The organism is Methylobacterium sp. J-070 (assembly GCF_022829385.1).
GTDB lineage: Bacteria > Pseudomonadota > Alphaproteobacteria > Rhizobiales > Beijerinckiaceae > Methylobacterium.
In genome coordinates this window covers 162,063-174,357 of record NZ_JAKSXX010000101.1, presented here as the reverse complement: position 1 = coordinate 174,357, position 12,295 = coordinate 162,063, and the positions used below count along the sequence as shown (strand labels likewise).

The 12,295-nt window shown below is 70.8% G+C and carries 9 protein-coding genes; 7 read left to right on the top strand and 2 right to left on the bottom strand.

The window, feature by feature from the left end; translation table 11 throughout:
* The 5 genes from MKL01_RS08035 to lptB form a co-directional block, all read left to right on the top strand.
* On the top strand, positions 1–1,854 hold a 1,854-nt coding region (locus MKL01_RS08035), incomplete at its 5' end, for a potassium transporter Kup (RefSeq protein ID WP_243904685.1).
* A gap of 292 nt (positions 1,855–2,146) precedes the next feature.
* Entirely contained in the window at positions 2,147–3,982 is a 1,836-nt protein-coding gene (gene htpG / locus MKL01_RS08030) for a molecular chaperone HtpG (RefSeq protein ID WP_243904684.1), read from the top strand.
* Positions 3,983–4,199: 217 nt separating this feature from the next.
* Complete coding sequence (gene lptC, locus MKL01_RS08025; protein WP_243904683.1) at positions 4,200–4,919, top strand: LPS export ABC transporter periplasmic protein LptC; 720 nt, start codon at positions 4,200–4,202, stop codon at positions 4,917–4,919.
* Entirely contained in the window at positions 4,916–5,608 is a 693-nt protein-coding gene (locus MKL01_RS08020) for an LptA/OstA family protein (protein WP_243904682.1), read from the top strand. Before lptC ends, MKL01_RS08020 begins: the two co-directional genes overlap by 4 nt.
* A gap of 8 nt (positions 5,609–5,616) precedes the next feature.
* The gene (lptB, locus tag MKL01_RS08015; RefSeq protein ID WP_243904681.1) at positions 5,617–6,474 is read left to right on the top strand and encodes an LPS export ABC transporter ATP-binding protein; all 858 of its coding nucleotides are present in this window, start codon (positions 5,617–5,619) and stop codon (positions 6,472–6,474) included.
* On the opposite strand, the gene MKL01_RS08010 is transcribed toward lptB, so the two are convergent.
* A complete protein-coding gene (locus MKL01_RS08010) occupies positions 6,464–7,660 on the bottom strand; it encodes an MFS transporter (RefSeq protein WP_243904680.1) in 1,197 nt (398 codons plus the stop codon). The two genes, lptB and MKL01_RS08010, sit on opposite strands and share 11 nt — an antisense overlap.
* A gap of 205 nt (positions 7,661–7,865) precedes the next feature.
* Positions 7,866–9,017 (bottom strand): dimethylmenaquinone methyltransferase, encoded by a 1,152-nt coding sequence (locus MKL01_RS08005; RefSeq protein WP_243904679.1) that lies wholly within the window; start codon positions 9,015–9,017, stop codon positions 7,866–7,868.
* A 182-nt stretch (positions 9,018–9,199) separates the two neighbouring features.
* On the opposite strand from MKL01_RS08005, the gene MKL01_RS08000 reads away from it, so the two are divergent.
* Together MKL01_RS08000 and MKL01_RS07995 are read left to right on the top strand one after the other, a co-directional pair.
* Positions 9,200–10,513, top strand: a complete 1,314-nt coding sequence (locus MKL01_RS08000; protein WP_243904678.1) for an MFS transporter — start codon at positions 9,200–9,202, stop codon at positions 10,511–10,513.
* A gap of 521 nt (positions 10,514–11,034) precedes the next feature.
* Positions 11,035–12,138: a helix-turn-helix transcriptional regulator gene (locus tag MKL01_RS07995; RefSeq protein ID WP_243904677.1), complete on the top strand. Its 1,104-nt coding sequence runs from the start codon at positions 11,035–11,037 to the stop codon at positions 12,136–12,138.
* Positions 12,139–12,295: the final 157 nt, after the last annotated feature.

The following is a 12,295-nucleotide window of genomic DNA, read 5'->3' as shown; positions in this document are numbered from 1 at the left end:
GACATCGGCACGAGCCCGCTCTACGCGTTCAAGGAGGCGGTGAAGGCGGCGACCGCCGGCGGCGCCTCGGTCCCGGCGGCGGCCACGGGGGCGGTGTCGCTGATCCTGTGGTCGTTGATCCTGATCGTGTCGTTGAAATATGCGGTGCTGATCCTGCGCGCCGACAACCGCGGGGAGGGCGGCATCGTCGCCATGCTGGCGCTCCTCGGTGCGCGGCAGGCGCGGCCGGGGACGTGGAAGGCGCTGCTGCTGGTGGTCGGGCTGGTGGGGGCGGCCCTGCTCTACGGCGACGGGGCGATCACGCCGGCGATCTCGGTGCTGTCGGCGATCGAGGGCCTGAAGGTCGACGCGCCGTCGCTCGGACCGTTCGTGGTGCCGATCACGATCGTGATCCTGGTCGGGCTGTTCCTGGTCCAGCACAAGGGCGTGGCCGCCATCGGCCGGGTGTTCGGGCCGGTCATGCTGGTCTGGTTCGCCGTGCTCGTCCTCCTCGCGGTTCCCAGCATCCTGCGCGCGCCCGAGATCCTGGCGGCGGCCAATCCCTGGCGGGCGGTGGACTTCCTGCTCCACGCCGGCTGGCACGTCAGCTTCCTGATGCTGGGCGCGGCGTTCCTGGCGGTGACCGGGGGCGAGGCCATGTATGCCGACCTCGGCCATTTCGGCGCCCCGGCAATCCGCGCGTCCTGGTTCGGCCTCGTGCTGCCCGCGCTGCTGATCCATTATTGCGGCCAGGGTGCGCTGATCATCGCCGACCCCGGGACGATCGAGAACCCGTTCTACCTGCTGGCCCCGGACTGGGCGCACTACCCGCTGGTGGCGCTCGCCACGATGGCGACCGTGATCGCCTCGCAGGCGGTGATCTCGGGCGTCTACTCGCTGACCCAGCAATCGATCCAGCTCGGCTTCATGCCGATGATGCGGGTCGTCCACACCGACCAGGACGAGCGCGGCCAGATCTACGTGCCCGGCGTGAACTGGCTGCTCGCCGCCGCGACGCTCACCGCCGTCATCGTGTTCGGCTCGTCCGACGCCCTGGCCGGCGCCTACGGCATCGCGGTCTCGGCGCTCATGGGGATCACGACGCTGCTCGCCGCGCTGATCGCCCTGCGCTGGGGCTACAACCCGATCCTGGTCGTCGCGGTGAACGGGTTCTTCCTCGCCATCGACGCCGTGTTCTTCGCCGCCAACAGCGTGAAGCTGTTCGAGGGCGGATGGTTTCCGCTGTTGCTCGCCGCCGCGGTCGCCTTCCTGATGCTGACCTGGATGAAGGGCAACCACGTCCTCGAATCCGTGCGCGAGACCATGCGCATGCCCGAGGCGACCTTCCTCGCCCGTCTCGCCTCGCATCCGCCGGTGACGCTGCCGGGCACCGCGGCCTTCCTCACCGCCGCCACCGAGGGCATCCCGATGGCGCTGGGCCGGCTGGTCGAGCGCAGCCGCTGCCTCCACGAGCGGATCCTGCTGATCACCGTGCTCTACGAGGAGGAGCCGGTGATCCCGGCCAGCGAGCGGGCGCACGTGACCCTCGTGGCCCAGGGCATCCGCAAGGCGATCTCGAAATACACGCCCGGCATGGAGCGCGTCGTCCTGCGCTACGGCTTCATGCAGACGGCCTCGATCCCCGAGGGGCTGCAATGCGCGGTGGCGAGCGGCCTCCTGCCACCGGAATACCTGGAGGACATGACCTATTTCGTCGGCCACGAGGTGGTGATCCCGTCGCCCACCCATCCCGGCATGGCGCCCTGGCGCGAGGGCCTCTTCGCCTTCATGAAGCGCAACGCCGAGCGGACCGGCGCCCATTTCGGCCTGCCGACCCGGCAGATCGTTGAGGTGGGGACCGAGATCGAGATCTGACCTTCCGTGGCTCACGGGATCGGAGCCGCTTGCGCGGCGCGTCCGCGTAAGGTCCCGGGGGCGCATTCCGTATGCGCAGCGTGCGCCCAGGAAAGGGCGTGGCGTTTCATCCTGCCTCACCGCCCTCTCCCGGACCGGGGATCGTCAGCCCAACCGGATCCCGGGATCCGGTACAGGAAGGCGCCGCGACGGCTCCTATCGTATGCCGAAGCCGCCCACCCGGCGCATTGAAAACGGCCGCGTTCGCAAGCATATCGCCACCGCGTTTTCCCCGACTGTGGAGGCATCATCCGTGAGCGAGACGATCGAGCGGCACGAGTTCGGAGCGGAGGTAGGCCGGCTCCTCGACCTCGTCGTGCACGCGCTCTATTCCGATCGCGAGATCTTCCTGCGCGAACTCGTCGCCAACGCCGCCGACGCCATGGACCGGCGCCGGTTCGAGGCGCTGACCTCGGCGGCGAGCGCCCTGCCGCCGGACGCGAAGATCCGCATCGTGCCCGACAAGGAGGCGCGGACCCTGACGGTCTCGGATGCCGGCATCGGCATGACCAAGGACGATCTGGCGGCCAACCTCGGCACCATCGCGCGGTCCGGGACCCGGGCCTTCTCGCAGACGCTCGAATCCGCCAAGGCCGAAGACCGGCCGAGCCTGATCGGCCAGTTCGGCGTCGGTTTCTACTCGGCCTTCATGGTGGCCGACCGGGTCACCGTCACGTCGCGCCGGGCCGGCAGCGAGGACGCCTGGACCTGGGCGTCGGAAGGGCAGGGGAGCTACACGCTGGAGCCCGCCACGCGGCCGGAGCCCGGCACCGACATCGTCCTCCACCTCAAGGCCGATGCCGACGAGTATCTGGAGCCCTACCGCCTCGACCATCTCGTGCGGAAATGGGCCGACTTCATCACCGTGCCGATCGCCGTGGTGCGCGACGGCAAGGACGAATCGGCCAATCAGGGCACGGCGCTCTGGCGAAAGCCGAAATCGGAGGTCACCGAGGAGCAGTACGAGACCTTCTACCACTCCATCGGCATGAACTTCGACAAGCCCTGGGCGACGCTGCACTGGCGCGCCGAAGGGCAGCTCGAATTCTCCGCGCTGCTGTTCGTGCCCGGTTCGAAGCCCTTCCAGGCCTTGGACAACGACCGGCAGAGCAAGGTCCGTCTGCACGTGCGGCGGATGTTCATCACCGACGAGGCCGAGCTGCTCCCGCCCTGGCTGCGCTTCGTCCAGGGCGTCGTCGACACCGAGGACCTGCCGCTCAACGTCTCGCGCGAGATGCTGCAATCGACGCCGGCGCTGGCGCGGATCCGCCGCGCGGTCACCGGCCGCGTCGTGTCCGAGCTCGCCACCCGGGCCAAGGACGCGGACGGCTATCGGGCGTTCTGGGAGAATTTCGGCTCCGTCCTCAAGGAGGGCATCTACGAGGATTTCGAGCGGCGAGGCGAGATCGCGCCGCTCCTGCGCTTCCGCTCGTCGGCGGTGGAGGGATGGACCTCGCTCCCCGACTACGTGTCGCGGATGAAGGACGGGCAGGAGGCGATCTTTTATCTTGTCGCGGACGATGCCGAAGCGCTGAAATCGTCGCCCCAGCTCGAAGGCTTCAAGGCCCGCGGCCTGGAGGTCCTGCTCCTTTCCGACCACGTCGACGCCTTCTGGCCGGAACAGCTCGGCACCTTCGAGGAGAAGCCGCTCCGCTCGATCACCAAGGGTGGTCTCGACCTGTCGAAGTTCACCCCGGAGGACGCGCAGCCGGACGCGCCGGAGGGCCTCGACGGCTTCGTGGCCGCCGTGAAGGCGGCGCTCGGCGCGGAGGTCTCGGACGTGCGCACCACGGACCGCCTGGTCGATTCGGCGGTGGTGCTGTCGGCCGGCACCGGCGGGCCCGACCTGCAGATGCAGCGGCTGATGCGCCGGGCCGGCCGGGCCGCGGTCGGTCAGCCGGTTCTGGAGATCAACCCGCGCCATCCGCTGATTCGCGCGCTGGCCGCGGCGCCCGAATCGGAGGTGCCGATGGCCGCCGGAACACTGCTCGATCTCGCCCGCATCCAGGACGGCGACAGCCCGCGCGACCCGGCAGCCTTCGCCCGGACGGTGGCGGCGGCCCTGGCGGCGGCGCGCGGTGCAGCGTAGGGACCGTGAATCACGGCGCCGAATTGCATCGTGCGGCGTGTGTCTCCACACATTGCGGCCGAACGATTGCAAGTTCGGTTGATCATTCGGAAATGGTCAAGCCATAACTTCGCCACCGGTCGGGATCATTCCCGGCCGATGGCGCGGGCGCGGTGGGGGCCGCAGGCGTCTGGGTCGATCCCTCTCGCGCGCGCTCGGCGCGCCTCACGGACGCTGCATGAACCCGGTCGAGGCTCAAGCCGGCAACGGACAGGCGGTCGCGGCGGCGCGGACCCGGGCGCATGCCCAGGCCTACCGCCACAGCGGCCGTGTCCGTGCCATGCGCCGCCTGATCCCGGTGGCGGCCGGCGGCGCGGTGGCGCTGCTCCTCGGCGCCCTGTTCAATCCCTTCGCGGCGCGCCTTCCCGGCGTCTCGGTCGGCCCGGTGACGCTGGCGGGCTCGAAGGTCCGCATGGAGAACCCGCGGCTCTCGGGATTCCGCCAGGGCACGCGCGGCTACGAGGTGACGGCGGACGCCGCCCTCCAGGACGTGCGCAAGCCCAGCCAGATCGAGCTGCAGCAGATGCGCGGCCATATCGCCACCGACGACCAGGGCGGCGTCGCCCGGCTCTCGGCGGCCTCGGGCCTGTTCGACACCACCCGCGAGGCCCTCGACCTCAAGACCGACATCCGGATCTGGACCGACAAGGGCGAGGAGGCGCGCCTGCGCTCGGCCGCCGTGGCGCTCAAGACCGGTGCCATCAGCTCGCAGGAGCCCGTCACGGTGTCGAGCCCGCGGGCCCAGGTGGATGCCGACAGTCTCGATGTGGTCGAGAGCGGCAAGCGGATCTCCTTCGTGGGCAACGTCCACGTGGTCATCGTCAATGAGGATCAGGCCGAGAAGCCGGCTTTGCGCGTCCAGACCTCGGATGCCCGGCCGGCGGACGCGGCCCGATGAGCGCCGCCCGCATCCTCTGCGCTGTTTGGGCGGTCGGGCTGCTTCTCGGCGGCCCGGCCCTGGCCGAGAAGCCGGCGCGCAAGGATTCGCCCTTCGGCAACATCGGCGGCGGCGGCAAGGACCCGATCAAGATCGACGCCGACCGGCTCGACGTGTTCGATCGGGAGAACCGGGCGGTCTTCGCCGGCAACGTCGTGGCCGTGCAGGGCGACAGCACGATCCGATGCTCGACCATGACGGTCTACTACAAGCGCGGCAAGGACGGGTCGGCCAGGGACGGGTCGGGCAAGGACGCTAAGGGCGAGGCGAAGGCCGGCGAGGCCGCCGAGGCGGCCCCGGCCCGGAACCCCGCCGAGAACGGCATCCAGAAGGTGGACTGCGCCGGTCCGGTGACGGTGGTGCAGAAGGATCAGGTCGCCACCGGCGACCACGCGGTGTTCGACCAGGACGCCAAGCGGATCGTCCTCACCGGCAACGTCGTGCTGAGCCAGTGCCAGAACGTCACCCGCGGGCAGCGGCTGGTCTACGACATGAATACCGGCCGGGCCAACATGGACCCGGTGGCGGGCGGCCGCGTCTCGGCCCTGTTCGTGCCGGGCGAGAAGGCCGAGGCGAAGGACGGCAAGGCGAAGGGCTGCGCGCAGCCGCCGGCCAACCTGCCGACCAAGCCCCGGGCGCAGGCCAATTGAGCGGCGCCATGGCGTTCCAGGCGGGCCCGCAGGAACCGGCGGGCCGTTCGGGCTGGCTCGGCCGCCTGTTCGGCCGGCGCGGGCGGCCGCCGGCCGGCGCTGAGGCCGAGGCCGATGCATGGCCGCGGACCGACGAGGGCGGACCGGGCATCCTCAGCGTGCGCGGCCTGCGCAAGAGCTACGGCGCCCGCACGGTGGTCCACGAGGCCGGTCTGACGGTGCGCACCGGCGAGGCCGTGGGGCTGCTCGGGCCGAACGGCGCCGGCAAGACCACGATCTTCTACATGATCACCGGCCTGGTGGCGGCCGACCGCGGCGACATCAGCCTGGACGGGCTGCCGATCACACACCTGCCGATGTATCAGCGGGCGCGGCTCGGCATCGGCTACCTGCCGCAGGAGGCCTCGATCTTCCGCGGGCTCACCGTCGAGGACAACATCCGCGCGGTGCTGGAGGTGACGGAGCCCGACCGCAAGGAACGCGCGCGCCGGCTCGACGCGCTGCTCGAGGAGTTCGACATCGCCCGCCTGCGCAAGGCCCCGTCGATCGCGCTCTCGGGCGGCGAGCGCCGGCGCTGCGAGATCGCCCGGGCGCTCGCCTCCTCGCCGACCTTCATGCTGCTCGACGAGCCCTTCGCGGGCATCGACCCGATCGCGGTGGGCGACATCCAGGATCTGGTGAAGCACCTGAAGCAGCGCGGCATCGGCGTGCTGATCACCGACCACAACGTCCGCGAGACGCTGGGCCTGATCGACCGCGCCTACATCGCCCATTCCGGCCGCATCCTCACCGAGGGTACGCCGGATGAGATCGTGGCGAACCCGGAGGCGCGCCGGCTGTATCTCGGCGAGGATTTCAAACTCTGAGGGGTGCCGGCGTCTCCGCTTTGGGCCGGCGCCGCGTCAGGGCCAGGAACGTCGCCGTCGCCGTCAGGACGCATCCGGCGGTGAGAAGCAAGACAGCCTCCCGGCCCAACGTCGTCAGGATCGTCGCCAGGATCGGCGGGGCGGCCGCCGTCACGAGGTTGAGGGGGAGCGCGATGCGGGAGGCGGCGCGCGCATAGGCGGCCTTGTCGTAGAACGCCATCGGCAGGGTCGCGCGAACCACCGCCAGGACGCCGCTCCCAAGGCCGTAGATCAGGATGAAGAGCATCACGGCGCCCGGGGTCCCGCCGCCCGCGGCGAGCAGGATCAGCGCCGTGACCACGAGGGCTCCGGCGAACAGGCCGCTGGTCAACCCGTCCCACCGGCCGCCGCCGAGGAAGTCAATGCCCCGCGCGCTCACTTGGACGATGCCGAGCATCGAGGCGTAGCCGACGGCCTCCGGCCGGCTCAGTCCCTCGGCCACCAGCAATTCGATCAGGGTGGCGCTGAGGCCGAACGTGACGAAGGCGTTGAGGGTGATCCCGCAGGCAATCAGCCAGAACGTACTCGTCTGAGGCAGCGCGCTCACCTCGGGTCCCGGCTCCGCCCCGGTGGGGGGCCGCACGCGCGGCGGCAGGCCCCAGCGGTACAGGGGCAGGCAGAGGAACCACATCGCCCCGGCATAGACGAGGCAGGTCGCCCGCCAGCCGCCGAGACCGGTCAGGAACGCCGTGGTCGGCCAGAACAGGCTGCTCGACAGGCCGGTGGCCAGCATCAGCGCCGCGATGGCCCGGCGGGCGCCGTGCCCGGCAATCTCGTTCAGGAGAATGCTGGCCGCATTGGTGAGCGTCGCACATCCGGCCACGCCGAGGATCGTCCAGGCCGCTAAATAGGCGACCGGACCGTGCGCCGCCGCCAAGAGGACGAAACCCGGACCGGCGAGCGCGCTCCCGGCGATCATCACGGTCCGCGCGCCATACCGGACGAAGGCGCGCCCGAGGATCGGCGCGGCCACACCCATGGTGGCGTAGCGCACCGAGTTCCCGGCGAACACCGCGGCCAGGTCCATCCCGAGATCGGCCGCGACCAGGGGGGCGACCACCGCCGTGAGACCGACGCTGCCCCAACCGATGATCTGGGCGGCCGCGAGGACGATCAGGACGCGCAGGCTCGCGTGTTCGGGGCGCATCGGCGATGGGAATTTCGAGGCGGCATCGGGTGCCAAACGTCCATGATCAGTCCGCTTGGTGACAGAAGAATGTCGTGACTGCGCAGCGTGCAGTCGCTGCCGCCGGTCAATCGTTCGCAAATTCTGCTTGATGCAACTTGAAATTATTGATGGCGTGGCGCGAAAACTCGGTGCGGCGCGATCAGTCTTCTCTGCGCGGCGAGCCTCACCCCTTCCAATTCTTCAGCGCCGCGAACGGGCTGTCCGAGCCTGCGGGCTTCTCAGGGTTCAGCACCGGTTCCACCTGCGCGATCGCGTCGGCCATCGAGAAGGCCGAGCCGCTCTGGAGACGGCCCCCGGCGGCGTCCCGGTGGCCGCCGCCGCGGAACAGGCGGGCGCCGTCGAGCGCCGTGCCGTCGTTGGAGCGGAACGACAGGTTGCCCATCCGCTGGACGTTGACCACGCGCTTGGCCCGGCCCGCATCCATGATCAGGTCGGACACCCGCTGGAAGGTCCCGGAATCGAGGGCGAAGGACAGGAGCGTGCCGTCCTTGAGCGGGCGGAACAGGGTGTCCGAGCGGGCGAGCGCCCGGGCGAGCCGCATCCGCGTGGTCAGCGCCGGGTCGTCGTCCGGGGCCTCGCGCAGCAGGGCGTCGACCACGCCGGTGCGGATCGCCGTGGCGCGGCGCTCGAGGTCGGCCGGGCTCGCGCCCTCCCGCAGGGCCGCGGCTGCCGCCAGCAGGATGTCGGAGACGAACCGGTCGTGCCAGGGATGCCCGACCGGTACGAAGCTCGACACCACGTCCCAGAACAGCTCGTCGAGCGCGAGGCCGCCCCGGAAGGCCGGGCTCTCCTTGCGCCAGAGGTCGAGGGCATCGACCGCCGTCAGCAGGCTCGACAGGTCGGCCTCGGGCTCGCGGGTGGCGAACAGGGCCCGGTGCTCGAAGGTCATCCGGGTGGCGCAGATGTCCTCCTCGATCAGCACCGCACTCTCCGGATCGCCCAGGTCGACCCGGTGCAGGCCCGGCCGCTCCGGGTCGACGGCGATCTCGAAGCCGAGGCGGCGCAGCTGGTCCAGGGACGAGGCGTGGTGGTCGAGCACGACGAGCCGGTGCGTCCGGCCCGCCTCGCGGCGCCGGTTCATCGCGGCGAACTTCTTCAGGCCCGCGATGGTCTGCTCCTCCAGCCCGAGGTCCGTCATCAGCAGGATCTCGCTCTCGGCCGCGCGGCCGAGGCGCTTGATCTCGTCCTCGAAGACCGGGCCGACATCGCTGTAGCGGGGCACGTGCACGACGCGCTCGACCGTCGCGCAGGCGGCGGCGACCGTGGAGGCGCCGTAGCCGTCGAGGTCGTGGTGGGTGATCTGGGTCAGGCGCAACGGGGTTGTCTCGGACGGTGACGGTGACGGGCGGTCTACGACGCCCGGGGCCGGGAGGCGAGGGGCGGCGGGGCCTTTCGCCGGGCGGCGTTCGGTGCAGAATGCGGGCGGGCCGTCGCGAGTCGCGAACGATCGGTGGGCCCCGGAGACCCCGAAGGGGCCCGCCATATCGGGAGGACACCATGGCCTTGGCCGCAACGCCGCGCGTGAGGCGCATCCAGACGATCTCGCTGGCGCTCCTGGTGACGGCGGGCGTCGTCAACTACGTCGACCGCGCCACCCTGGCGGTGGCCAACCCGCTGATCCGGGCGGATCTCGGCCTCTCGATCCCCGACATGGGGCTGCTGCTCTCGGCGTTCCTCTGGGCCTACGCCTTCGCGCAGCTGCCGGCCGGGGCGCTGGCCGACCGGCTGGGCCCGCGGCTGACGCTGACGCTGGGCCTGACCTGCTGGTCGCTCGGCCAGATGCTCGGCGGCGCCGTGACGTCGTTCTGGCAGTTCGTGAGCGCGCGCATCGTTCTGGGGATCGGCGAGGCGCCGCATTTCCCGACCTGCGCCCGGGTGTCCCGCGACTGGTTCAACATCCGCCAGCGCGGCACCGCCACGGGGATCTGGAACTGCGCCTCCTCGCTCGGCACCTTCCTGGCCCTGCCGCTGCTCACCTTCCTCATGGTGAGCTTCGGCTGGCGGGCGATGTTCGTGATCATGGGCGCGGCCGGGCTCGTCCTGGCCTCGATCGTCTACCTGGTGTTCCGCAACCCGCGCGAGTCGGCGCTGACGCCCGGGGAACGCGCCTTCCTGGAGGAGGGCGACGCGCCGAACGCGAGCCGGCCGGTCACCTGGAGCGCGTGGCGGCGCCTGTTCGGTTTCCGGACCAGCTGGGGCATGATCGTCGGCTATTTCGGCTGCATCTACATGACGTGGCTCTACACCGCGTGGCTGCCGAGCTACCTGGAGATCGAGCGGCACTTCACCCTGCAGAAGACCGGCCTCGTCGGCTCGATCCCCTTCGCCTTCGGGGTCATGGGCGGCATCCTCGGCGGCCGGGTCGTGGACATGCTGGTCCGCCGCGGCGTCGATCCGATCCGCAGCCGCAAGATCCCCATGGCCGCCTCCCTGGTGGCGACGGCGGCCTTCACGGTCGTCGCGGCCCTGACCCCGAGCGACACCCTGGCGATCGCCTGCATCTCGGCCTCGCTGTTCCTGGTCTACATGAGCTCCTCGGCCGCCTGGGCGATGGCCTCCGTGGCGGCGCCGGCCAGCTGCACGGCGTCGCTGGGCGCGATGCAGAATTTCGGCGGTTACATCGGCGGCGCCCTCGCGCCGACGGTGACGGGCTTCATCGTCGGCGGAACGGGCCATTTCTCCCTGGCCTTCATCACCGGCGCGGTGATCGCCCTGGTGGCGGCGCTGGGCTACTGGACGCTGATCCAGGATCCGATCGCCGACGAGATGCCGGCGGAGCCGCTCCCGGGCGGCCTGCGCGCCGCCGAGTAGGGGAACGGGCACCGGGTGCGGTTCGCGGCGCGCCTGCGGCGGGAACCGGGCTCGCGCGTCGTCGCGCGACACGGCACGATGAGCCTGGCCGGTTTCGCACCGCCGCCCTGAGGCTTCCCGCAGAATGGGCGCCGCGCCTCACGCCGCCGCGGCTGGAGCGCTCCCGGCCTATGGCGATGCCGCCTCGGCACGCGCAGGCGCGTCGAGGCGTGGCCCGGCGGCTCTGCTCCGCGGCGAGGCGGTAGGGCACCGCTGCCGTTGGATGCGCCGCGCCGGCCGGCGGAGGGCGGCCCGTGACGACGCGCATCTCAGGTTGCGACAAAAACGATCCCGATCCCGCCGCAATAATCGAACTTGGGTTAAATTCTATACATTTCCGTCAAAACTGTGTAGTTTGCGCATGGATTGCGCAGTTTATACGACTCAATATATATTCGCGCATCTTGATGTCGCGAGCCTTGAATGAAGTCTGAACCTCACCTCGCCGATCGGAAGTACCCGGCCGGCCGGCCCTGGCTTCGATGGCTGGGCTGATCCGCAACCACGTCCCGCGCCTGCGCGAGGACTTGGTGGACGGCTTCCGGCAGGATCTCGAGGAGACGGTCATCGATGCGGCGCGCTGGCCGGATCTGATCGAACGGGCGTCCCGCGCCGCCGGCAGCGAGGGGGCCCTGCTGCTCCGCTCCGAACGGATCGGTCTGGACGCGCTCTACACGCCGTCGCTCGCGGGCGCCGCGCGCCGGTATTTCGACGAGGGCTGGTATCGCGACGATTACCGCCTGCGCGGGATGCCGATGCTGCGCGCCCGGGGCATCGCGGTCGACCAGGACTTCACCTCGCCGGAGGAGATCGCGCGCCTGCCCTACTATCAGGACCTGCTCGCCTCGCATGGCCTGCGCTGGTTTGCGGGGATCGGCTTCGAGGTTGAGGGGCGGCTCTGGTGCCTGTCGCTGCAGCGGACCGTGGCGCAGGGTCCCTTCGAGCCGCACGAGCAGACGCGGCTGGCGATGCTGTCGCCGCTGCTCCGGCGCGCGGGCCTGCTCACCGCGATCGTCGAAAAGTCGCGGCTGGCCGGGCTGACCCAGGCCTTCGACGTCATCGAACGCGCCGCCCTGGTCCTCGACCACGCGGGCCGCGCCCTGAGCTGGAACGAGGCGTTCGGTGCCCTGTTCGGGCGCGCTCTGAAACTCGTCGGCGGGCGTCTCACCGCGGAGGATCCGGAGGCGGCACGACACCTGGAGGCGGTGGCGCGTCCCTTCGGCCGGCCGCCGGTCTCCGTCGTGGTTGTGGCCCGCCGGGATGCGCAGCCGATCGTGCTCCATGTCGTCCCGCTGGTCGGCCCGAGCCGCGGCCTGTTCGCTGGCGGATGCACGCTGATCCTGGCCAGCGTGCCCGGAATCGCCCCCGTGCCGGCGGCCAGCCTTCTCCAGGTCGTCTACCGGCTCACGCCCGCGGAGGCCCGCCTGGCTCAGGCGCTATTCGGCGGCATCTCCCTCGCCGAGGCGGCATCCCGCTTCGCCGTCACCGCCGCGACGGCCCGCTCGCAGCTCAAGGCGATCTTCGCCAAGACCGGAGCCACCCGCCAGTCGGATCTCGTCCGCCTCGTGACCGGCCTCGCGCGCTGACCGGCCCCCGGCTCCGCCTCGCCCCGAGGGGCGGTTTCGAACCGGACACCGGGCGGATCAGCGGTGACCATGACGGCGCCGCGGCGGATCGTGCCGACGGCCGTCTCCGAGCCGACAGGAAGGCCGAGCAGGGTCGGGCGGACCGGCCGGCATGGTG